27 protein-coding genes and 1 pseudogene are annotated in these 22,247 nt (G+C 45.5%); 14 read left to right on the plus strand and 14 right to left on the minus strand.

Annotation, left to right across the window (positions count from 1 at the left end; genetic code table 11):
- Nucleotides 1–17 precede the first annotated feature (17 nt).
- A pseudogene (locus tag C9889_RS06480) lies at nt 18–1,783 on the plus strand (ribosome biogenesis/translation initiation ATPase RLI).
- A gap of 12 nt (nt 1,784–1,795) precedes the next feature.
- On the opposite strand, the gene C9889_RS06485 reads toward C9889_RS06480, so the two are convergent.
- Nucleotides 1,796–2,707 (minus strand): energy-coupling factor ABC transporter ATP-binding protein, encoded by a 912-nt coding sequence (locus tag C9889_RS06485; RefSeq protein WP_129598081.1) that lies wholly within the window; start codon nt 2,705–2,707, stop codon nt 1,796–1,798.
- Nucleotides 2,708–3,223 (minus strand): cobalt ECF transporter T component CbiQ, encoded by a 516-nt coding sequence (gene cbiQ, locus C9889_RS06490; RefSeq protein ID WP_263853987.1) that lies wholly within the window; start codon nt 3,221–3,223, stop codon nt 2,708–2,710.
- A gap of 45 nt (nt 3,224–3,268) precedes the next feature.
- Here cbiQ and C9889_RS11275 point away from each other — a divergent pair, with 45 nt between their 5' ends.
- A complete protein-coding gene (locus tag C9889_RS11275) occupies nt 3,269–3,445 on the plus strand; it encodes a hypothetical protein (RefSeq protein ID WP_318531553.1) in 177 nt (58 codons plus the stop codon).
- A gap of 37 nt (nt 3,446–3,482) precedes the next feature.
- Here C9889_RS11275 and C9889_RS06495 read toward each other — a convergent pair whose 3' ends face one another.
- The 4 genes from C9889_RS06495 to C9889_RS06510 all read right to left on the minus strand — a co-directional run bounded on the left by C9889_RS06495 (nt 3,483) and on the right by C9889_RS06510 (nt 6,649).
- Entirely contained in the window at nt 3,483–3,950 is a 468-nt protein-coding gene (locus C9889_RS06495; protein ID WP_129598083.1) for a peptidase associated/transthyretin-like domain-containing protein, read from the minus strand.
- Nucleotides 3,943–4,572, minus strand: coding sequence for a cobalt transporter CbiM (cbiM, locus tag C9889_RS06500; protein WP_129598085.1), 630 nt, complete (start codon nt 4,570–4,572; stop codon nt 3,943–3,945). The genes C9889_RS06495 and cbiM overlap by 8 nt, the downstream gene beginning before the upstream one ends.
- A gap of 103 nt (nt 4,573–4,675) precedes the next feature.
- A complete protein-coding gene (locus C9889_RS06505) occupies nt 4,676–5,668 on the minus strand; it encodes a DUF4198 domain-containing protein (RefSeq protein ID WP_129598087.1) in 993 nt (330 codons plus the stop codon).
- A gap of 702 nt (nt 5,669–6,370) precedes the next feature.
- On the minus strand, nt 6,371–6,649 hold the full coding sequence (locus C9889_RS06510) for a hypothetical protein (RefSeq protein ID WP_129598089.1): 279 nt from the start codon (nt 6,647–6,649) through the stop codon (nt 6,371–6,373).
- 121 nt (nt 6,650–6,770) lie between these two features.
- Between C9889_RS06510 and hisF the strand changes: the two genes are divergently transcribed.
- The 7 genes from hisF (at nt 6,771) to C9889_RS06545 (ending at nt 12,464) form a co-directional block, all read left to right on the plus strand.
- Complete coding sequence (gene hisF / locus C9889_RS06515; RefSeq protein WP_129598091.1) at nt 6,771–7,592, plus strand: imidazole glycerol phosphate synthase subunit HisF; 822 nt, start codon at nt 6,771–6,773, stop codon at nt 7,590–7,592.
- 10 nt (nt 7,593–7,602) lie between these two features.
- The gene (locus C9889_RS06520; protein WP_129598093.1) at nt 7,603–7,890 is read left to right on the plus strand and encodes a MazG nucleotide pyrophosphohydrolase domain-containing protein; all 288 of its coding nucleotides are present in this window, start codon (nt 7,603–7,605) and stop codon (nt 7,888–7,890) included.
- Between the two features lie 124 nt (nt 7,891–8,014).
- Complete coding sequence (locus tag C9889_RS06525) at nt 8,015–9,004, plus strand: DUF7490 domain-containing protein (RefSeq protein WP_129598095.1); 990 nt, start codon at nt 8,015–8,017, stop codon at nt 9,002–9,004.
- Nucleotides 8,997–9,239 carry a hypothetical protein gene (locus C9889_RS06530; RefSeq protein WP_129598097.1) on the plus strand — a complete coding sequence of 81 codons (243 nt, stop codon included), beginning with the start codon at nt 8,997–8,999 and terminating at the stop codon, nt 9,237–9,239. The genes C9889_RS06525 and C9889_RS06530 overlap by 8 nt, the downstream gene beginning before the upstream one ends.
- Nucleotides 9,240–9,307: 68 nt before the next feature.
- A complete protein-coding gene (locus C9889_RS06535; protein ID WP_129598099.1) occupies nt 9,308–11,704 on the plus strand; it encodes a DUF3656 domain-containing U32 family peptidase in 2,397 nt (798 codons plus the stop codon).
- Nucleotides 11,701–12,138 (plus strand): nucleoside 2-deoxyribosyltransferase, encoded by a 438-nt coding sequence (locus C9889_RS06540; protein WP_129598101.1) that lies wholly within the window; start codon nt 11,701–11,703, stop codon nt 12,136–12,138. The genes C9889_RS06535 and C9889_RS06540 overlap by 4 nt, the downstream gene beginning before the upstream one ends.
- A gap of 77 nt (nt 12,139–12,215) precedes the next feature.
- Nucleotides 12,216–12,464: a pro-sigmaK processing inhibitor BofA family protein gene (locus C9889_RS06545; protein ID WP_129598103.1), complete on the plus strand. Its 249-nt coding sequence runs from the start codon at nt 12,216–12,218 to the stop codon at nt 12,462–12,464.
- Here C9889_RS06545 and C9889_RS06550 read toward each other — a convergent pair.
- Nucleotides 12,423–13,073, minus strand: coding sequence for a class I SAM-dependent methyltransferase (locus tag C9889_RS06550; RefSeq protein ID WP_129598105.1), 651 nt, complete (start codon nt 13,071–13,073; stop codon nt 12,423–12,425). The genes C9889_RS06545 and C9889_RS06550 overlap by 42 nt on opposite strands.
- Before the next feature lies 1 nt (nt 13,074).
- Nucleotides 13,075–14,658: a lysine--tRNA ligase gene (lysS, locus tag C9889_RS06555; RefSeq protein ID WP_129598107.1), complete on the minus strand. Its 1,584-nt coding sequence runs from the start codon at nt 14,656–14,658 to the stop codon at nt 13,075–13,077.
- A gap of 126 nt (nt 14,659–14,784) precedes the next feature.
- Between lysS and C9889_RS06560 the strand changes: the two genes are divergently transcribed.
- Nucleotides 14,785–15,327, plus strand: a complete 543-nt coding sequence (locus tag C9889_RS06560; RefSeq protein WP_129598109.1) for a pyruvoyl-dependent arginine decarboxylase — start codon at nt 14,785–14,787, stop codon at nt 15,325–15,327.
- Nucleotide 15,328: 1 nt separating this feature from the next.
- Here C9889_RS06560 and C9889_RS06565 read toward each other — a convergent pair whose 3' ends face one another.
- The gene (locus C9889_RS06565; protein WP_129598111.1) at nt 15,329–16,372 is read right to left on the minus strand and encodes a decarboxylase; all 1,044 of its coding nucleotides are present in this window, start codon (nt 16,370–16,372) and stop codon (nt 15,329–15,331) included.
- A 13-nt stretch (nt 16,373–16,385) separates the two neighbouring features.
- Nucleotides 16,386–17,336, minus strand: coding sequence for a deoxyhypusine synthase family protein (locus C9889_RS06570; RefSeq protein WP_129598113.1), 951 nt, complete (start codon nt 17,334–17,336; stop codon nt 16,386–16,388).
- 163 nt (nt 17,337–17,499) lie between these two features.
- Between C9889_RS06570 and C9889_RS06575 the strand changes: the two genes are divergently transcribed.
- From C9889_RS06575 to C9889_RS06585, 4 genes are read left to right on the plus strand one after another with little or no spacing between them, the layout of a single operon-like run.
- Nucleotides 17,500–18,189, plus strand: a complete 690-nt coding sequence (locus C9889_RS06575) for a metal-dependent transcriptional regulator (RefSeq protein WP_129598115.1) — start codon at nt 17,500–17,502, stop codon at nt 18,187–18,189.
- The gene (locus C9889_RS10465; protein ID WP_225420018.1) at nt 18,173–19,177 is read left to right on the plus strand and encodes a FeoB small GTPase domain-containing protein; all 1,005 of its coding nucleotides are present in this window, start codon (nt 18,173–18,175) and stop codon (nt 19,175–19,177) included. Before C9889_RS06575 ends, C9889_RS10465 begins: the two co-directional genes overlap by 17 nt.
- A gap of 41 nt (nt 19,178–19,218) precedes the next feature.
- Complete coding sequence (locus C9889_RS10470) at nt 19,219–20,145, plus strand: ferrous iron transporter B (RefSeq protein WP_225420019.1); 927 nt, start codon at nt 19,219–19,221, stop codon at nt 20,143–20,145.
- 51 nt (nt 20,146–20,196) lie between these two features.
- Entirely contained in the window at nt 20,197–20,415 is a 219-nt protein-coding gene (locus C9889_RS06585) for a hypothetical protein (RefSeq protein ID WP_129598117.1), read from the plus strand.
- 2 nt (nt 20,416–20,417) lie between these two features.
- Here C9889_RS06585 and C9889_RS06590 read toward each other — a convergent pair whose 3' ends face one another.
- From C9889_RS06590 to C9889_RS06605, 4 genes are read right to left on the minus strand one after another with little or no spacing between them, the layout of a single operon-like run.
- The gene (locus C9889_RS06590) at nt 20,418–20,933 is read right to left on the minus strand and encodes a C15orf41 family protein (protein ID WP_164999309.1); all 516 of its coding nucleotides are present in this window, start codon (nt 20,931–20,933) and stop codon (nt 20,418–20,420) included.
- A complete protein-coding gene (locus C9889_RS06595; RefSeq protein ID WP_129598120.1) occupies nt 20,899–21,210 on the minus strand; it encodes a hypothetical protein in 312 nt (103 codons plus the stop codon). The genes C9889_RS06590 and C9889_RS06595 overlap by 35 nt, the downstream gene beginning before the upstream one ends.
- Nucleotides 21,197–21,868 carry an endonuclease III domain-containing protein gene (locus C9889_RS06600; RefSeq protein WP_225420020.1) on the minus strand — a complete coding sequence of 224 codons (672 nt, stop codon included), beginning with the start codon at nt 21,866–21,868 and terminating at the stop codon, nt 21,197–21,199. Before C9889_RS06600 ends, C9889_RS06595 begins: the two co-directional genes overlap by 14 nt.
- On the minus strand, nt 21,840–22,220 hold the full coding sequence (locus tag C9889_RS06605) for a hypothetical protein (RefSeq protein WP_129598124.1): 381 nt from the start codon (nt 22,218–22,220) through the stop codon (nt 21,840–21,842). Before C9889_RS06605 ends, C9889_RS06600 begins: the two co-directional genes overlap by 29 nt.
- Nucleotides 22,221–22,247 lie beyond the last annotated feature (27 nt).

Below are 22,247 nucleotides of genomic sequence, written 5' to 3' on the forward strand. Positions count from 1 at the left end.
CTGGCAGGTATTTTGATATGCGAATTGCAGTACTGAATAAAGATAGATGTCAGCCCAGAAGATGCAGCCACGAATGTGAGAAATATTGTCCCCGCGTCAGGACAGGCGATGAAACAATCATTTTTGGAGAAGACGGTAAACCCATAATTTCAGAAGAGATGTGTGTGGGTTGTGGTATATGCGTCAATAAATGCCCCTTTGATGCCATTATGATTATTGGCCTGCCCGAGGAACTGGATAAACCAATCCATCGTTACGGTACCAATGGCTTTGCACTCTATGGCCTGCCTTCAGTTGAAACCGGCAGGGTAACCGGTATTCTGGGGCCCAACGGTATCGGTAAAAGTACCTGTGTGCAGATTCTTTCAGGAAACATGATCCCCAATTTTGGTGGTGAGGAAGGAAGCTGGGATGAGGTGCTTGAATATTATTCAGGAACCTCTATGTATGAATATTTCAGCAAGGTTGCAGAAGGCACTATACAAGTTTCCCAGAAACCCCAGTATGTGGATATGATCCCCAAAGCTTTCAAGGGCAAAACCCGTGAATTGCTTGAAAATACGGATGAATGTGGCAGATTGGATGACCTTGTGAATAAGCTCGGTTTATCTAATATAATGGATCGTAATATCGGAGACTTGAGTGGAGGGGAACTCCAGAGAGTAGCTATTGCTGCCTGTGCTGCCAAAGACGCCGATTTCTATTTTTTTGATGAGATCAGCCCCTATCTTGACATTTACCAGCGTATAAAAGTGTCCCAGTTAATTCAGGAAATTTCACAGGACAAGGCCGTACTTGTTGTAGAACACGATCTGGCAATTCTGGACATGCTCTCTGATGTGGTGCATGTTGCTTACGGTATGCCTTCAGGTTATGGTGTGATCACTCATCCCAAGGGAGTGCGTATTGCCATCAATCAGTATCTCAAAGGCTATCTTCCCGAGGAAAATGTGCGTGTCAGGTCGGACAGTATAAATTTTGAGGTCCATCCTCCAAGAGCTGAAAAGGAAGTTGGCACACTTGTGGAATATGAGGGCTTTTCCAAGAACTATGATAAGTTTAGCCTCAAAGCCGATGAAGGTTCTCTTAAAAACGGTGAAGTGCTCGGTATTGTCGGTCCCAATGGAATTGGTAAGTCCACTTTCGTAAAGGTCCTTGCGGGCGAGGAAGAACCGGATGAAAAAGAGATGGACTTTGACATATCCATTTCCTATAAGCCCCAGTATGTCGTGGTTGACCAGAATCTACCGGTTAAGTATTTCCTCAGGGGAATCTCCTCAAAGGTCGACACCAGTTACTACGAGGCTGAGATTGCAAACCTCTCCAGCTTGAAAGGCTCTATGACCGCTCCCTGGCCGATCTCAGTGGTGGTGAATTACAGAGGGTTGCAATAGCAGCCTGTTTGACCAGGGATGCAGATATGTATATTCTTGATGAACCAAGTGCTCATCTTGATGTCGAACAGCGCTCCCAGGCCACCAAGACCATCAAGCGTTTTGCCGAGAATAATAAGAAAACCGCCATGGTTGTAGATCACGATATTTACATGATCGATATGCTCAGTGAAAGGTTGATTGTATTTGAAGGTGAGCCGGCTGTATATGGTGAAGCCCATTCCCCGACCGATATGCAGAAAGGAATGAATAAGTTCCTATCCAACCTGGACATAACTTTCCGCCGTGATGAAGATACGTCCCGTCCCAGGGTCAATAAAAAGGATTCACATCTGGACAGGTTGCAAAAATCCAAGGGTGAATACTATTATTACAATGTGGATGAATGAGAGGACTATTTTTTATGAGTGGTGATTATAGTTACTCAGGTACTCACTGACATCCCTGTGGGTATGTTCATGAATGTGCAGGTGGACATGTCCTTTGCCACCTTCTATCGTTTTTGTTAATTCGTCAACTGCTTCGTTGATGCTTAATGGCAATTTCTCACAGTCATATCCAAAACATGTGAGTACCTGGAAGAGCTTGAATACATCGGGTGCCTCCAGGTTGTTATCCCTGAGTAATTGCCAGTCTGAAAATATTTCACGGGGTGTACCTTCGGCAATAATTTCCCGATTTATGATATATATCCGGTCAACAAGTTCCGGAAGCGTGTTTACTTCGTGGCTTGCAATTATGGTTGTAATTCCCTGGCTGTTGAGGCGGTTTACGAGTTTGATCAGTTCCGCTTTGCTTCTGGGGTCAAGGTTGGCAGTGGGCTCATCAAGGATCAGGATTTCCGGTTCCATTGAAAGAACAGCCGCAATCGCAGCCCTCTTTTTCTGGCCATAGCTCAGATTATGGGGGACTCTTTCCTCAAATCCAGAAAGGCCCACAGTTTTCAGTGCAGAAGAGACTCGCTTGTGTACTTCTTCTTTATTGAGTCCCATGTTGATGGGCCCGAATGCCACATCATCAAAGATTGTCGGCATGAAAAGCTGATCATCCGGATCCTGGAATACGACCCCTACTCTGTGAATCCTTTCCTCGGTTTTGAGGCTGGAAATATCCTGATTGAATATATTGACCTCACCATCGGGATTTTTGATAACCCCGTTTAAGTGCATGAAAAGGGTGGTCTTACCTGCCCCGTTGGGACCCAATATACCTATTTTTTCTCCCTTTTTGACATGTAGTTCTATATCCTTTAATGCGAGTGTCCCATCGGGATATGCATAATTTAAATTACGGACACTTATTGCTTCATTCATTTAGAACACCAGATGATAGGTATGTAACAGGATTGCAACCGATATAATAATGATACCTGCCAGATAATCTTTTGCTTTCATATGAAATTCCACGATAGTGCATGGTTTGCCAGTATATCCTTTTGCAATCATTGCCTGGTATACCCTTTCAGCCCGGTCATAACTTTTGACAAGGAGCATTCCGATGAGGTTTCCTGTTATAGAAAGGGCATATTTGCCTGTTGCTGGTCGAAAACCCTTTGATCTTATGGCCTTCCACATCCGCTGGAACTCATCAGTTATCACAAAAATATAGCGGTATGTGAACATAAGCATCTGTACTATAGTGGAAGGTACTTTCAGGGAATAAAGGGCCTTGATGGTTGTGTCAAAACTTGCGGTCGCAAGCATAATGACCACCAGTGTAACCGCTGCAATTGCCCGCAGCATTATGAGGCTTGCAAGATAGACTCCTTCATATGAAACAGTGAAATAACCCCCTCCAAACATTCCTCTGCCTTCCACTGTAAATGGCAATATGAAAAAAAGGGGTAAAAGAATAAGTACTGCCCATTTGACCCTGTGCAAAACAAACTTTTAGGTAACCCGGAGATGACCAATATCATCAGGCTGGCCAACAGGGCGATTAGGGCAAGGTTTACGCTGGGAAGGAAGACAAATGAAAATATGAGGATAAAAAAGGCTACCAGTTTCATCCTGTGGTCCAGGGAATGGATGGGTGAATCCATCTCTGCATAACGGTCAATATGGGGATATTCCATTAAAGTTGCACCTTTCATTCTTTCTGCATTTTACGGGCACGTGCGTACAACCCAATCCCGGCAAATCCCAGAATGTACCCGATTCCTGCTACAATGTTGGCTGTGAGGGGTGGTTCCGTGTCATCTGTGGAATTGTTTTCTACCGCAGATTCTCCCTCACCCTTGAGATTTATCTCAATTTCGTCCTGATGTCCCATCTGGGAGACAATTATGCGATATTCATCCACTCCGAGTTTCGGGGAGAAATAGTACATACCATCTTCATCGGTTACATCTTCAATATAAATTTCCTCTTCACCGTCTTTTATGGCATATATCGTAATTTCGGCGTTGGCTATGGGGTCTCCGCCACCATACCAGGCCTTCACCTCTACTTCGTTGACCTGATGCATGAGATAAACACGATGGGCAGAAACTGCGGGAGTTGCAAGCATTGCAAGAATCAGGGCCAGCATCAGCATATTGATTATCCGTTTATTCATTTTTTGACCTCCTTTCAGGTAACATTTCAGGTTTAACCTTCAGCAGAAATCCGACTACAGAACCTGTCACAAGGGCTTCAACTATCATTATTGGTGCGTGGGCTGCAATAGCCGCATAGGCTACTTCGGTGAATTCCTCACCTGTAGTGACAAGAACTAGGGCCATCAGAAGGGCTGTTATCAGAGTCGCAAGTCCGCCGCAGATAATTCCCAGAACGGATGGATTGACACCTGCCGAATATCCCCTCTTGAATATGAATGCTACGATTAAGGCCGGTATGCCCACATTCAATGTGTTCACCCCGATCACCGTAATTCCTCCGTGCTGGAACAGGAATGCCTGTAGTATAAGGCCCACAAAAATTGCGGGGTAGGCCAGAGTACCCAGCAGGACGCCGAGTAAACCGTTGAGGATCAGGTGTACGGATGTGGGTCCCAGGGATATGTGTATCAGGGAAGCAACAAAAAAAGCAGCTGTCAATATGGATATTTTCGGTATCTGTTCCAGTGGCTCTTCCTTCCTGTTACTTCGCCAGAGTGTCAGGGCAAGCAATATTGCAGTAGCTGCCCAGCCTGCTGCAATTACTATCGGGGAAAGCACACCATCTGTAATATGTACCATTGGATTCCTCTTATGAAATAAATGAATGTAAACATTTAGTGTTATGGTAGCCTTATGAAGTATGATTTGATATAAAAAAAGATTGGGGATTTATTCCCCATGATTATTTTCTTCTGCTAAGGAAGACTGCTCCAATGATAGCGGCAATAGCAAATATTCCTTCAAAGCCGGGTGCACTTTCAGTGGTGGATTCCGCGGATTCTTTCGCTTCTTGTGCAAGTTGTTTTGCTTCATCCACTTCCTGCTGGAGTTCTGCATAGTCACCGTTTGCATCTTCTGCGGGGAACTCTTCGATCACCGGTATGATGAAGACTCCACGTGTTGCTTTTCCAGATTCAGGTTCCATGGTGGCACCCACAAACCAAATGCCGGGTTCGTCAAGGGTATAGGAGAAATCTCCCTGTGCATTGGATTTTGTAAGCCTTGTAAAGACCATCGGAGCGTCATAGGGATACATTTCTTCTGCTTCTTCTACAACCTCTTTACCTTCTTCAAGGTCGTGATAGATCTCAATTTCCACATCTGCATCTGCCAGCGGTTTATCGTTGTGGAGAGCCTGGCCTGCAATCACAAATCCTTCTTCCATGCCATAGGGTCTCATGTAGGGCACGATTTCCGTTTCCTGTCCTACTTTACGATCCCAGCCCACCCACATTTCTTCTCCGCAGTGGATCACGGCTTTGGTGTAATCAATGAGTTCTTCCTCGCCGTCTTCATATTTAACTGCGATCACAGTGTCGCCCATCTGATCCACGGTAAATGATGTCTTGTAGGCGACAAAAGTGCCATCATTGCCGTCTTCATCCATTCCTTCTACGGTAGTTTCCTCCACAGTGAGGGTTTCTGTTGTCCCGTCAGGTTTTGTGATGGTCACTTCGGGTATCGAGCTTACATCAAAAGAGATGTGTTCATAGGGGTGTCCCCACATGATATAGATGGTTTTTTCCTCTCCGAGTTCTGCAATATAATCTTCAGGCGCAACGTCCCACATATTTTCATCATCTGATGGGAAGACCATGGTGAAATGGGCACTGGCCGTTCCAATAGTGACTACCAGCATAATAGCCAGTAATAGTGTTGTGGTTATTTTTCTCATTTTTCTACTCCTTATGTGTGATTATTATCTACAGAAAAAGCAATAAGTGTTACTAATATTTATTATTTTGTGATTGTATTGCATATGGGATGTGCTACTACCCAACTTTGACAGTTTTATTTTTAATCAACTGAATGTCTCTCTTTTTAGGTTCTATTCTAATTTCTATGTTTATCTTTTTTCTTCTAGTCGTTCGTTAGCATCTTTTCTTTCTTCCATGCTTGTTTTTATAATTTTATCCATTTTTTGCCCCATTGATTTGACAGTATCACATAAGTCATTGGATTGTGTTTTTTCTGATTTTTGCCCATTTTTTGGACAAAGAATTTGACAGCATTGTTGAATCTTCTAAATAAGCCTCTTAGATCAATTTCATTTTGTTTTCAAGCAAAAAATATCCAAAAATAGCTTAATGGAATTTGACAGATGAGCATTATTCTTATGAAAATAAGGGTTCAACGAGTAAATTCAGGCCAAGATTCCTGAAAAATTGCATCCATTTTAAAGGAAAACCGATGAAATCGGAGTTTTTCACATGAAATTGTTTGAACTGTCAAATAGCTTTTCCTGACAAAAAAGTGAAAATTTTGAGTTGAAAGAGAAGACATTCTCTTCAAGAAAGAGTAGAAACTGTCAAACTGGGGCTACTAAGATTAAATTAATGGCTACAAAATACCTTTTTCATATGTTGAATAAAAAAAATTAAGCACATGCCCCAGCAGCATGCGGGGTATGCACGTAGAAAACATAGAAACTTTGCACATCCCTTCTCTTAAGGAATGTCGCCTTTTCCCGGTCTTCGATATGCTGGGCAAACACAATCCATTTACCGTCGGAAGTTTCCCTGCAATCGGTGATCTGGGGTATGTCGCATTCTCTTTTATCCTGCAGCACTACGTGTGCATTGACAAAGGAATCATGCGGCATGTCATGTAGCATATGTCTCACGGGCGAGGCATATGCACGCCTGCTATACATCATACAACCACTCCCGTTTTAAGTCAACAATAGAATGTATTTATTGGACATATATGTAATTTACGAAGTAGGTTCTGCATCTCTACAACAATATTTAATACAATAATACTTCATTGTCATTTACATGCTCACAAAAAGAATCATCCCCTGTCTTGACGTAACACTGGACGAAGCAGGCGGGACCGTAGTCAAGGGTGTGGAATTCCTTGACCTCAGGAAAGCCGGTGATCCGGTGGAACTGGCAAAACGCTATAATGAACAGGGCGCTGACGAACTGGTTTTCCTGGATATCACGGCATCCCATGAAGGCAGGGATACCATGATCGATGTGATCCAGCGCACGGCGAATGAGGTTTTCATTCCCCTGACCGTGGGAGGAGGTATCGGTTCGGTGGAACGTATCCGTGAAATCCTGCGAGCGGGTGCGGATAAGGTTTCCATTAACACCGCGGCGGTCAAAAACCCGGAACTTGTGCGGGAAGGTGCGCAGATCTTCGGTTCCCAGTGTATCGTTGTTGCTATTGATTGTAAGCGTAATACAGATGTCGAAAATAATCCTGACAAGACGATAATAGAACTTGAAGACGGAAGCCGGGTATGGTATGAAGTCGTCATCTATGGCGGACGCAAACGTACCGGTATCGATACTGTACAGTGGGCCAAAAAGGTGGAAGAGCTGGGTGCGGGGGAGATCCTATTAACCAGCATGGACCGTGACGGTACCTATGATGGCTTTGACCTGCCGATAACCCGCAAATTGTCCGAGGAACTGGAAATCCCGATTATTGCTTCCGGCGGTGTGGGTGGCCCTGAACACATGCAGGAAGGGTTTGTAAAAGGCAAAGCTGATGCAGGACTGGCTGCCAGTATTTTCCACTTTGGGGAATATACGGTTGATGATGTGAAAAAACACCTGCGTAAGAACAACGTGCCTGTACGACCCTGAGGTGGCAGTAATGGAAATAGCAGCCTTCCAGCAACTGATGCGTGATCTCTATCTGGAGAACGACAAACGGCGGGGTAAAACAGCGACTACCCTCTGGTTGGTGGAAGAAGTGGGTGAGCTGGCTGAGGCTATCCGGCGGGATGACCCGGAGAACATCCGGGAGGAGCTGGCCGACTGTTTTGCCTGGATTGGGGCACTGGCAAATCTGTACGGGATAGACCTGGAGGAGGTATTCAGCGAGAAATATCCACAGAGTTGTCCCACCTGCGGCAGGAACCCGTGCATCTGCACGGATTAATGTTGTTTTGTAATTTTATTTTTTCTTTGTTCTTTACCTACTCATTTTTTATTTTCCGCAGAACGCTATATTATTTAGTAAGTGTTATATAACATATATTCCTTTTAATCCGGGGTGTATCATTGTGAAAAATATAAAAGGTTCATTGAAGTTGTTATGCTTGTTGCTATTGATGATATCCCTTGTATCAACAAGTGGCTGTCTTCGCTCTTTTGAAGAGGAAAGCCAGTTGCAAATAATCAATATTGACGTCATGGCAACGGATGTCAGGAGTGCTTTTGTCGATCTCAATGTCACGATGTATGTTGAAAATTATGGGGAGACTGCCAGCAATAATAATACGACCATGATCCTGAAGGCTTATAATACCCGTACAGGGCTGCTTGAAATAGAAAAAGAAAGTCCCATCGGCAATATTCCGGCTGAATCCGCAAGGGAGGTCACTGTACCCGTAAATCTGCCTAAAAAGGACGGTTATCGTGTGGTTGCACTGGTTTTTGAGGATGGCTCCCGAAAAACTGGCAGACAGATCACTCTGAATAATATTGAGGATTTGCAGGGGAGTCTGGAAACTCCGGGTGTTGAAATCAGTGAAATGGATTTCATGGTAATGGAAGTTGCCGAGAATAAAGTGCTGATCCAGAATGATATCTATCTCACAAACGAGGGAGTTGGTGAAAATAAAAATTACCGGATGCTGGTCAAAGCCAGGGAAATGGATGCCGGCCTGATTGCTGATAAGGCATGGACCGAGACCGGGATGTTTGCACCGGATGAAACTGTGATCAGATCGGTCAATCTTAGCGTCCCTGACAATTACAACTATGCAGTGGAGATAATTCTCTGGGAAAATAATAACATTGTCAGGCAGGGAGTGGATTATGTCCAGCTGAATCCTGAGAAGGATATCGATAAGGACAAGCGGTTGCAGACAAAGGATATCGATTCCGGGGATTTCGTTGTGGAGGGATTTGGTGAGGCTCCCGTGGAAGAAGAATCAGCATCAGAATATCCGACGGAGGAGCCGATGGGTGCTCCAGGACCGGGGGTTTTTGGTGCTTTAGTGATGCTTTGTATGGTGTATTTCGTGGCAAGGAGGAATAAGGATGAGTGAGGAAATTACTGATAACAGGAAAGACCTGGTGTACTATTTCAGGCAGGCGAGTTTTGCAATACTGATGCTTTTGATTCTGATATCGGTGTTCAGGCTATATTTTGCCCTGGAAAATATTATCAGTACGTGGTTTGAATACCAGTATGTGCCGATATTCAGGGCCGCTTATAACCTGGTTGTGCTTTTAGTAGCCCTGTACATTGTAATACACTATTTTGTCAGGAAGCAGGATTGAACTGCTTTCCATCTTTTCTTTTTACCCGGCAGCTTTTATATAACGCCCGTCCATATGCACACCAGACAATGAACAAAAAACCGGAACTTCTTGCTCCTGCAGGCGACTACAATTCCCTGGTGGCTGCGGTCCAGAACGGAGCTGATGCAGTCTATTTCGGAGGTTCTGCCTTCAGTGCACGGGGTTATGCAGATAATTTCCCGGCTGACAATCTCGGGGAAGCGATTGATTATGCCCATCTTTACGGAGTCAGGGTCTATGTGACCGTAAATACCCTGGTAAAGGACAGTGAATTCTTGCAGGCCATGGATTTTTTGACTGAATTATGCAATATGGGAGTGGATGCTGTCATCGTACAGGATATCGGCCTGCTTGCCGCCTGCCGTAGCCACCTCCCGCAATTGCCCGTTCATGCCAGTACCCAGATGACAGTACATAACAGTGAGTCAGTGAAATTGCTGGAACAATATGGTGTAAAGCGTGTGGTCCTCTCCCGCGAGATGAGTCTGGAAGAGATTGCTGCCCTGAATGATAACACGGATATGGAACTTGAGGTCTTCGTGCACGGGGCCCTCTGTATCTCGTATTCCGGGCAGTGTCTTATGAGTAGTATTATTGGGGGAAGGAGTGGCAATAGAGGCTACTGCGCCCAGCCCTGTCGCAGGCAGTATTCGCTTAGTTGTGATGATGAAATTGTTACAGCAGGCTACCTGTTAAGTCCCAAAGACCTGTGTGCAGCCCGTCTGATACCGGAGCTGGTAGCAGCGGGTGTGGATTCTTTCAAGATAGAGGGCAGGATGAAGAGGCCTGAATATGTGGGGGGTGTGGTCTCCATCTATCGCAAGCTTATCGATCGTTATTTTGCAGACCCCACAAATTTCTATGTGGCCGAATCAGAGATACGTTATCTTGAACAACTTTTCAATCGGGGGTTCACCTCAACCTATCTTGAAGGAAATACCCGGGACATGATGGGTGCCGTCTCACCGGGAAATCAGGGCATTCCCATCGGGACAGTTGTGGGAATTGGCAGGTATATGGATCGTGCTGTAGTTTTCCTTGAGGAAGACCTGGCCGTAGGCGACGGGATTGTTTCGCAAGCAGGTGACGGTGAGAAGATAGGTGTGATCTATCGGGAAGGCAGGCAGGAAAAGAGTGCCTCGGCCGGGGATACGATAGAGATCCCTTTCTCCGGAAGCCTGGAGGAAGGGGATATCCTCTACCGTACGCTGGACAGCCGCCAGATAAAACAGTTGCAACAGACCTATATTTCTGCTGCACCACAACGTAAAATTCCGGTCATTATGCAGCTGGAGGCACGGTTGGGTCATCCTCTAAGTCTGTCAGTGAAGGATAGGGGTTGCAGTACCGTATCCCTGCATTCTGACTATGTGGTCGAGGCGGCCAAAGGAAAAGCAGCCTCTGAAAAACAGTTGCGCAAACAGCTGGCAAAACTGGGAAATACGGCTTTTGTTCCCTCCTCTATATCTATAGAAATGGATGAAGGGATTTTCGTTCCTCTTGGTGTACTGAATGATCTGCGCAATGATGCTGTGGACCTTCTGCAAAAAAAACGAACCGAACAATATCATCGGGAATGCAGCAAACCTTCCCTTGAGCCGGCGGATAGTAGTGCTGTATCCAATACAAACCCGTTGCTCTGTGTGGCTGTATCCTCTGTTGAAGATGCGGAGGCTGCTGTGGCTGCAGGTGCAGATGTGATATATTTCGCAGGATTGCACATGCCTTCGGTTGATGAAATTGCTATAGTTAAGGAACAATGCCAGAGTTACGGAACATCTCTTTATCTTTCCACTCCTCGAATCATTAAAAACGGGGAAATGAAAGATCTTTTCTGGCTGCTGGAAGAAGCACGGGAATGCAGTGGGCTGCTTGTGGCCAACATGGGAATGATCGGGATGGCATCGGAAAAGCAAATTCCTTTTGTTATCGACACCACGCTTAATGTTTTCAACCACCATTCCAGTGCCATCCTGAAAAATCTCGGGGCCCAAAGGGTCACGGCATCTGCGGAACTGACGCTGGATGAACTCGGTAAGATCGCTGACGGTTGCAGTGGTCTGGAATGCATCGTGGAAGGCAACTTCGAGGTAATGGTCTCAGAATATTGCCCTCTTTCGCACACTTCAGGATGTTCGGATTCCTGTCGGGAGATGGAAAGTGTCCTGGTCGACAGGAAAGGTTATTCCTTCCCCCTGAAAACGGATGAATACTGCCGGATGCACCTGCTTAACTCCCGGGGATTGAGCATGCTTGATTACCTGGAGGATGTGATTGCCACAGGGGTTTCTGCTATACGTATTGAAGCCCGCTGGGAATCACCGGGGGATATCGGCAGTCTGGTTGGCCTGTACAGGCAGGTTCTGGACGGCAGGGCGAGTACAAAGAAAATGCGTGCAGGCAAAAAATATACCACTGGTCACTTCTATCGGGGTGTACTATGAAAGTATTCCTGTCAGGTTCTATCAGGGGAGGCAGGCAAAACCTCCCGGTTTATCAGCAAATGGTACAGATTGTAGAAAACCAAGGCCACGATGTGGCCAGCCTGCATGTGGTTGATCCACATGTTGAAGAAAACGAAGCAGGTATGTCTGAATCCGAAATTTTTGAAAGGGATATGCACCTGCTTGATGGTTGTGACTGCATGATTGCGGAGGTTTCTCTTGCCTCCACAGGTGTTGGCTATGAGGTATGCTCTGCCCTGAACCTCGGTATTCCGGTACAATGTGTTTACCGAGAGGGTTCAACAGTTTCTGCAATGCTGCTGGGAAACACCAACCACCTGATCCTCCTGGATGCCTACCGTGAAGAAAAAGATCTCGAAGCCCTCATCCCGTCGTTTTTGGACTTTGTGAGCGGTGAAGATCAGGTGGAATGACCTTCCAGTCCCGTATGGATGAAAGACTAGCCCCTGCATTGGAAACAAATATATAATTATGCTGCATATTTTCGTGTATGGTAGGATCAGAAATAATTCTCGTTCTTGTAGCTATTATTGTAGCCCTTATGATCTATAAGGTTCTCAAGACCGTTAAAAGTCTCATAGTAAATACCATTCTCGGCCTTGCCATAATCGTGGGAGCGAATATCGTTTTTGGATTGGGTATAGCTTACTCGGCCGTGGTAATCCTGACATGTGCTATTGGCGGGCCCATCGGTGCCTTACTGGTTATCCTGCTCAACCATCTGGGAATCTTCTTCTGAAGGTTTGCGGGCCACCAGGAAAATCGAATGGCGGGTATATTCCGTGCCTCTGAATATCTTTTTTTTCAGTCTGTTTTCTTTTTTAGTAATATCCAGTTTGTCAAAAAGACTCTCTACTTCTTCCATGGTGAAATAGTGGTAGATGATTCCGTTTTTGCGTCGGAATGTATGCTGCTCCACAGCATCCCCTCCATAGCGCATGTCCTCCCTGCCAAAAGCCTCGAAGATAAGTTTCCCTCCCGGTTTCAGTACATTCATCATCTGGTTTGCGGCCTGTTTTCTTTCCGCCTCAAACAGATGCTGGAGTACCCCCTGGCACAGTACCACATCAAAAGAAGCCTCTGGGAAAGGAAGGTCTGTAATACTTGCCCTGCATAAAGGCAATTCTGCCTTTTCCCATAATCTCAAAAGGCCACGCTGGGAGACATCACAGCCCACGGTTGTATATTCACGAGAGAGAGAGATAGCATACCTGCCGTGGCCGCAGCCGGCATCCAGAATAAGTTCACCTCCCTCAAGTTCCTCCTGCAGGGAGGATATATCCAGCGGTCCCGCCCACCGGACATGACGGTATTCCTCATCCCAGGCGCTGAAGTGTTTGCAGGCCATATCAGGGCCTGTACTCTGCGGCTTCCCTGAACCGCCTGATCAGGAACCCCTTTTCCAGTGAGGACAAAAACCACCCGGCTTTCGGACCGGAAGCCTGGCCCAGCAGGGATATGTAGAGGGCTTTGAACAGATCCTTCGGACCGATGGTAAATTCTTCGTCCATTACTTTCTCCATATCCCTGTGCAGCCTGCCTTCTTCTTCCTTTGCGGAATAGACAAGATTGTGATAATCAGAACCATCAAGTTCTGCACTTTCTTCCAGGGCATCGGCAAGGGTTGTCAGGAATGCTCGTTGTTTGTCGGAAAGGGTGGCCGCAAGTTCGGGCAGTTTCTCCTGAACACTGAATTTTGCGAAGGGAGGAGCGCACATATCAAGCCAGTTGCCCACATTATCAGCGAGCTGCTTTATGCATTCCGTATTTTTGGTATCGTAACCCACTCGCTCTACGATTTTCAATATTCTGTTAAAATCTCCGTGAGCTACCTGGTGGATGGTTGTCATGTGCTTGAACGGGATATCCGTATGGCACAGGCCGCTTGCATGGGAAAGTTCCTTTACACGCCTGTCATATTCGGAGTCGCCTCCTGTATGATGGAGTTTCTCATACTGGTCCACAAGAGTAAGCAGCGGCTGTGCAGGGTCAAAACGGATGTGCTTTTCGGGCTTAGTTCGGATGATCAGATATCTCAGGACCTCGGGGGGTACAACCTTGAGCATATCTGCAATGGATACAACCACGCCGGTGGATGAGGACATCGCCCCTTCCTTGCCCAGCATGATCCATTCGTAGACAATGGGATATGGGGGTTCGCAGTCAAAAATTTCTCTGGCGATACGTTTGCCGGTGTCATAGGAACCGCCCCTTGAGGCGTGGTCCTTGCCGAAAGGTTCCGCGGTCACACCGAGGATTTGCCAGCGAGCAGGCCAGTCCACACGCCAGGTCAGTTTCCCCCCACCCTGCATGGATACAGTGCCGCTGTGACCGCAGGAACAGGTGTAATTCACTGTTTCTTCCTTTTCATCGAAACCCGTAACCTTTGTGGTATTGATCTTTCCACACTGCATGCAGATCGGGTTGAAAGGATTCCAGTCATCAGTAGGTTCCTTTCCGGAAACCTCTTTCAGGATGGCTGCAATCTCATCTCTCTTTTTCAGGGCAGTTTTAATGGCCTCGTTATACCTGCCGGATTTGTACAGTTCATCTGCCAGGTATACTTCAGGCTTGATTCCCAGCCGGTGCAGGGAATCCAGGAACGGCTGCAGGAAATGGTCTGCATAATTCTTGCATTTACCGCAGGGACAGGGGATCTCGGAGAGAGGTTTGCCCACATGTTCCTCATAACTCTCATCCAAAAACGGATAGACCTTTCTCAGAGGATCGTAGGTGTCTGCAATGTAGATCAGTTCTGCGTCTGCATCCCTTTCCAGTAATGCACGATATGCGGCATCGGCTGTCACAACCTCTCGCATGTTCCCGACATGGATGTGGCCGGAGGGGGTGATACCGGTGGCAACGAGGTGTGTGTTTCCCCTTTCAAGGGTTTCTTCAGCAACAACATCTGCCCAGTGTGTAATTTCTGCCATTATGTTCACCGATAATGATTTTATTCAAAATTTCTATGATTATGTGCCTTTCTAAAGGTTTCATGTTTTAAATCAATATCTGTAGGTATCGAAATTTATTTATCAATAAGGCTCTATCGGAAAGCCATGATTCCTTCCAGGGCGTTCCTCACAAAGGGAACAGGTGTCCATCGGGATAAACTGGCTTCCTTTGAACTTGCGTTAAGGGATGCGGGTATTGAAAAATATAATCTTGTGAGTGTTTCCAGTATCCTGCCCCCCGGTTGCAGGATGATTCCAAAGGAGGAGGGTCTTGAAGATCTCAGTCCCGGGGAGATCGTCTATTCCGTACTTGCTCGCAACCAGACCAATGAAGCTCATCGTCTGATAGCTTCGGCAGTAGGAACGGCGGTACCTGTGAATGAGGATAATTATGGGTACATTTCAGAACACCATTCCTTCGGGGAAGATGAGGATACCGCAGGGATATATGCAGAGGATATTGCTGCCACAATGCTCGCAACCACCCTGGGTATTGAATTTGATGCCGATTCTGCCTGGCAGGAAAGGGAACAGCTCTACAGGGCCAGCGGTCATATTATTAATACTTCTCATTTCTGCCAGACTGCCAAAGGCGACAGGAGTGGTCTCTGGACAACCGTTGTGGCTGCTATGGTATTTGTGGAGTAACTCAATCAGTAAATTCAGTGGTGATTTCTTCCAGATCGCAGAAATCAGACCTGAAATTATATGCCCCTGCATTTATGAAGGTAATCGGATCGCCAATTTGCGGCCTCTTTTCGAGATAAACACGGTACCTGAACAGATCCATTGAACAGGGTGTACAACCCTTGATCACATAGGCTTCTCCTTCATGGCTGCTGACCTCATTCTCCACACGAAGTTTTACAGGTACCAGGATTGCATCCATATCACTGTTGTATACGGAAGCATTCACGATGACATTGTCCTCATAAATCGCCATCACACGACTCACCAGTTTGCCTGCAGGCGCGGCAATATACCTGCCGGGTTCAATCATGAGGGATATGTCCCTGTCATGCAACCATTTCCTGAAATCTGTAATTCTTTTGAAAATACCTCCGATGACATCGGCATTACTGTTGGCATAAATTGAAGGCAAACCTCCCCCGATATTGAGAACATCGATGGCATCCAGTGTTTCAGGACTGATTACATCTTCGATATCACGCTGCAGTTTCCATTCGCTCACGTTCTGGGTCTTCCTGTGGAAATGTATGCCAAGTTTACCGATATTAGGGCTGTCCACCAGTTCGCCAATACGTCGGTTTATGGTTGCAGAAGGCATACCAAAGACAAAATAGCGTTCGGTACGTATGGAATTTTCCCGCAGCTTGAGCCTGAGCATAAGGTTGATCTTGCGGTTGGTGTCCTTAAGGGTTGCAAGCAGGACTTCCAGGTCGTGTTCGTTGTCTAGAATGAAATTCCGAATGCCCCTGTTATAGAGTTCCTTTGCCTGGGCACTGCTCCACCCCTGTGCCAGAAATACTGCTCTGGATAGATCACATATATGTTTCAGTTCGTTCTCCATATGGACGCTGAAAAGACAATCCGTCATCTCTTCAAGTACAGGGGTGACTTTAGGGTTAGTCTTGGAACTGTATGAGACAATGTCAGCGATATCCTTCACCAGATCATACTGTTGCATAATCACGCTTTTTGAAAGAATGAATTTGGGATCAGGGACAGTCATTTTATAAATCTCTTTACTTATTTTCTATATTCAGTAATCCTTCTTCGTACAGTTCATCCAGTGCCCGAGTCATTGCCATCGGGAAGGTTATGCTGACATCACCGATAACCGTGGCAATATCACTTTCATCCTTAACCTTGCCCCAGGATTTTGCTTCACTTGTATTGGCACCGGACATGCTCCCTGAAGTGCGGTGGGCTGTGGTCATGTATACAGCGTATTCCGCCCCTCCGTTGAGCAATGTAGCCAGGATTGCATGGTGTTTGGATATTGAACCACCCAGGGCGATAACTCCCTTCCTGTCATCATGGCTGGTGGTAAGGAGAATGTTGCCGAAATCTTTCACGACGTCAACTATGAAATCCGGGTTTTCCTGCTGGAAAAGATACAGGTGGAATCCGAAGGCACCATCAGTTATGGCGGGACAGAAAACAGGCACATCATTCTTTGCTGCCTGGTAAAGGATTGAGTTCTGGTCATCCAAAAGCAGGCCGATTTCCCGCAGCATCTCTGATACAGACCATCTTTTTTGCTTTGCGTAGAGTTTCCTGAGAATATCCGTGATCATATCCTCGAAATTCATGTAACTTTGGTTCTGGATCAGGAGATTCCCGATTCTGTTAATTCCTCTCTCATGGAGCTCCACATCGTCTGTATTGAAATTGCCGATGGAGAAAACTTCCCCTGTGGCTTTCATTATATCCTCTTCAAGGCCCCCGACCGTTGTAACAAGCACGTCTGCAATTCCCAATTCAATGAGCTGGGCAAAAAATCCTCTCAGCCCGGAAGTAACCATGTTGGAGGTAAATGTAAGGAAAACCTTTGCTGAATCCTTTTTCATCTTGACTATTACTTCGGATGCCCGATGCAGTTCTACACTCTGAAAACCCACATTCTCATAGGAATCAACGAGTTCGGACACTCTCATGTCTTTTTTCCAGTGGAGATCCTTTACCTGAACCATTGTATATCACGACTTTTAGGATACAATTCATGTTCTTATTCACTTAAAAAGTTGTTCGGCATTTGTGTGCGAGCGTTAAATATATATTTATAGATTATCTACTTCACTTTCGCATAACCTAATATAACATGTATTCTAATTTTCCTCTAGAAGTGGGTCATTTATGTATACTGAGAGAACCGAAGAATATCTGGAAACCATACAGGGTTTGATCAATCGCACAAGTTCCCCGGCCAAGAACAAGGATATAGCAAAGGAACTTGAAATTTCTCCGGCAACAGTTACTGAAATGATACAGCGCCTCTCGGATGAAGGCCTTGTGACTCATGCTCCTTATAGTGGGGTTGAATTGACCGAATCCGGAATAATACAGGCCAACAATCTTCAGCGAAAACATCTGGTGCTCAAGAACTTTTTCACCAGGGTACTTGATATAAATGAAGAAGTAGCGGACCAGGAAGCCTGTGCGCTCGAACATGTTATGTCAGATGTTGTACTTGAAAGAATGTGCTCTTATCTGGCAGAAAAAGGTCTTTGTGATATTTCTGAAACCACTCTGCCTTCTAAATGTAGTTTGAGCAGGGAACATTATATTTCTCTTGTAGAAATGAATGAAAAAACTAAAGGAAAAGTGGTAATGGTTGCCCTGCCAAAAGAGACCAAGGATAGGCTCACGTCATTGGGGATGGTTGCAGGTGAGGATATTGAAATCAAAAGAAAACAAAAACAGGGTTGTATTTCTATAATTACCAAGGGTACTGAAATAGCCCTGGGAAATGAAGTGGCAGAGAAAATTTTTGTGAAACCTGCAGAAAACGACCACATGCAACGGAGACGTGGTAGTCATTCCTGATTCTTGCTGCGGGGCAGCCGAAAAACGCATGCATGACGGCGATCATGACATGACAATTGCCTTTGTTGGCAATCCCAGTGTAGGTAAAAGTGCTTTTTTTTCCAGGGTCACCGGTGTGGGTGTCATGGTTTCCAATTATCCGGGAACCACCGTGGAAATGACACGTGGCACTGTAAAGGTTGGCCAGAAGAAAATAGATATTGTGGATTTGCCGGGTATTTATTCACTGGGTACGTCCACAGAGGATGAACGGGTCTCAAAGGAATATCTGCTGCGTGAATATCCCGATGTGATCGTAAATGTGGTGGATGCAACAAGACTGGAACGTAACCTCTATCTTACCCTCCAGATACTGGAACTCGGTGTACCTGTAGTAATTGCCCTCAATCAGCTGGATGCCGCCAGGGAAATGGGAATTGACATTGATGCCCCCAAATTATCCCAAATATTGGGTGTACCTGTTGTACCTACTGTTGCCACAAAGGGAATCGGGCTTGATGAGGTCCTGAAAGAAGCAGTTGATCCATCCCTTTCACCAGCAGGGCGAATCCGTGTTCACTATGATAATCATATAACTAACGCTATCAATGATCTTGGTGTGGATTTTCCTGATACGGCCTCTGTAATAAAATTGCGAGCTCTTGAAAATGACTCTGATTTTGTACGCATGTGCTGCAGACCCCACGAAGCAGACCTGCTTTTATCAAAAGCTTCAGAAATGGCTTCAGAAATCGAAGATGTCCACAATATGGCGATTTCAGATACCATGGCAAGAGACCTCTATGGGGAAGCCGGCCAGATTACAGACTCGGTGCAGTCAATTGTGGAAAAGGACACTTCTCTAAAGCATCGTATTGATGACATGCTCACATCTGAATATGTGGGTGTCGTGGGTCTTGCAGCAGCCCTTTTACTTACTTTCCTTCTGGTTTTCAGGGTTGGAGGATTCCTGGAAGAGGGAATCGTCCATCTTTTGAAACCTACCTGATAGCTCCGGTTGAAGCCGAGCTTGCAACAAGCAACCCCCTTGTGCGCAATGTAATCATCTATTCCCTGCTGGGCATAGAGGCTGGATTTGCCATTGCAATTCCCTACATAGGGGTTTTTTATATTATCCTCTCGGTTTTCGAGGATTCGGGATATCTGACCCGTGCAGCTTTCCTGCTGGATAACCTGACTCACAGGATGGGGTTGCATGGCAGGGCAGTGATCCCTCTGGTACTTGGGCTGGGTTGTAATGTACCGGCAATCATGGCTACCCGTGCATTGAATACATTGAGGGAGAGGCGTATCGCTTCAGTTCTCATATCCCTTATCCCCTGTTCTGCAAGGACTGTTATTATTCTGGGACTTGTAGGTACCTTTGTAGGTTATTGGGCTGCAGTATCAATCTATGTACTGGAGATTTTCATAATTTTCATTACCGGCTGGATACTGGGAAGGGGTCTTCCCGGCGAGCGGACCGGTTTTATTATGGAAATGGGTCCGTTGAGACATCCTGATGTTGTGTCCACTCTTAAAAAGACCTGGCTTAGGATACGTGAGTTTGTCTATATCGCATTCCCTCTTCTGATAGTGGGGAGTGCATTACTGGGTGGGCTGGATACTCTGGGTATTCTGGATATTTTTGAGAATGCCGTATCTCCTATATCTGTAGGGATTCTGGGTCTGCCTGCTTTTGCTGCCACAGCACTTGTATTCGGTATACTGCGCAAGGAAATGGCGCTTGAGGTACTGGCGGTGCTTGCGGGTACTGCTAACTTTGCAATGGTATTGACGCCTCTGCAGATGTACGTGTTTGCTGTAATTACAACAATATACATTCCCTGTGTTGCAACCATTGCAATACTTAAACATGAGCTGGGCACAAGGGATACTGTTATGATCTCCACATTCACGATACTCCTTGCATTCACCGTGGGTGCAGTAATCTACCAAATAGGAATGCTCTTGTAAAATAGGTAAAAATCGACAGGTTTTTAAAAACAATCAACGGTGTTAACTTTAATGACACGCATCACTGATTCCCGCAAAAGAAATGCAATATCTGTTTTACAAGATATTTTTGAAATGAACAATATGAGAGAACCTGTGGGAGAAGAGGTAGATTCATTGCTCGAAACCATGGGTACACATGCCAGTCTCGTAGAGGGCGATGTTTTATTAAAGGAAGATTTTAGTGATACAGTCACCGATTTGCCACTGAGGGCCAATGAAGGAATGTAATTTTACCAGTCAGGCGCGAGATTGAGTAATTCTACTATATCCCGCAGGATGTCTGGATCAAACTCATCATCTATCCTGTAGTCACTTATTATATGGCCTTCCAGGCTGATTCCGTCCACGTAACCGTACCAGTAGATAACCATTCCGCTGCCGTATAATTCTTCATAGTGGGAAAACTGCTTTTTGATATAGTTCTGATGATCGGTTTCGTTACCAAATACGGCTTTGCTTTCGATCCAGTTTACCTGTTGGCCCCGGATCTCAACAGGATCTGGAAGGAGAAAATCAGGTGTCTTTTCTGCACTTTGCTTTCTCAATTCTTCTTCTGTCAGATATTCGATATTTCTGTATTCAAGCCACCTGGCTACGATCATTTCCCCGAAAATTCCTTTCCTGGCCTGGAAAGAGTGGGCTTCAGGTGAAAAATAGAGATCTGTTTCAAGGGCTTCTTTTATTTCAGCTGCCAGCCGGTTGTCTTCTATCTCATCTAGATGGTTGAATACGTATTTTTTGGACATCCCCATCTCTTTTAGCAGTGTTGTGGCTATAAGGGTAGGAGGGAACTTGTATTCTTCTGAAAGTTGAATTATACTGCTGCCGCTTTTCCATTTTTTGAGCAGTAAAGCACTTTTTATTCTGGATGATATAATGTTTTTTCTTGACGTGATCGATAATCTTCTGGTGCAGGATGGAAGCGACTACACCTACGGGCTGGCAGTAATCCAGGGCCAGTTTTTCGAAGTCTGAAGCATCAGTGACACTTCGGTGTATCTCATTGTATTCAGTTTTGTCCATCCACGTTCCCCTTCAGGAGACATTTTTCGCACTGTTTGGTTGCACAGTACTTTTTCGCATACTCCACTATCAGGGCGTGGTATTCCTTATACATTTCCACATCTTTTGGAATATTTTTTACAAACATTTCCTGCAGCTGGTGGTAATTGCCCTCAACTCCGATACACCGCATTATTCTGGTCGTATATGTATCAATTACAAAACAGGGTTTTCCGGCAGCATATAAGAGGATACTATCTGCGGTTTCAGGTCCGATGCCTTTTAATTCGAGTAAACGTTTGCGTAGTTTTTCTGCAGGAAGGGAGAAAAGTACTTCTTCTCCGTGACGATCAATATAGCTGGATATTCCCTGTAATCTGCTGGCCTTTTGCCTGTAAAATCCGGTACATCTGACATCCTCTTCAAGTTCCTGCAGATCCATCTCTGCCAGTTTGCCGGCCTCAAGCATATTTTTCTGTTTGAGGTTATCGATAGCTTTTTCCACATTAGTCCATTTTGTCTGCTGTGTAAGCATTGCTCCAACGATAACTTCAAAAGGGGTCTCAGCAGGCCACCACTGCTGTGAACCAAATTCCCCGATGAGTGTGTCATAGATAGATTGCAGCATCTCTGCGTGCATATTATCTGCTTTATCTGTCGGACCAGAACTCTTCTTCATAATCATCTGGAAGGTCAAGTTCCATTGCTTTGTCTATACTTTTCCTCTTTCCTTCTGTGGATATCTCTCTGGTTTTTTCTTTTGTGGGAGCCTTATTGCTCTCTGGTTGTGGGATTTCCTCAGTGGGTTCTCTGGAATCTACCGGTGGTTCTGTCCTGTTCTTTAGTTTTTCCTTCACACGTTGAGCATATTCATCCACTACAGACTCAGAACTCTTTCTCATTTTTGTGGTCTGATTATACCCAACGGAACAGTTTTCATCACCGGTACGCCAATCCACATGGTAGAGGTGGCACTTTCTTTTTTTGCACACCTGGGTCCCATCAATGGGACAGATTTCCGGTAAAGACATACATTACACTCCTCATATAGGTGAATA

It is taken from the genome of Methanohalophilus profundi, from assembly GCF_004137855.1.
Taxonomy (GTDB): Archaea; Halobacteriota; Methanosarcinia; order Methanosarcinales; family Methanosarcinaceae; genus Methanohalophilus; species Methanohalophilus profundi.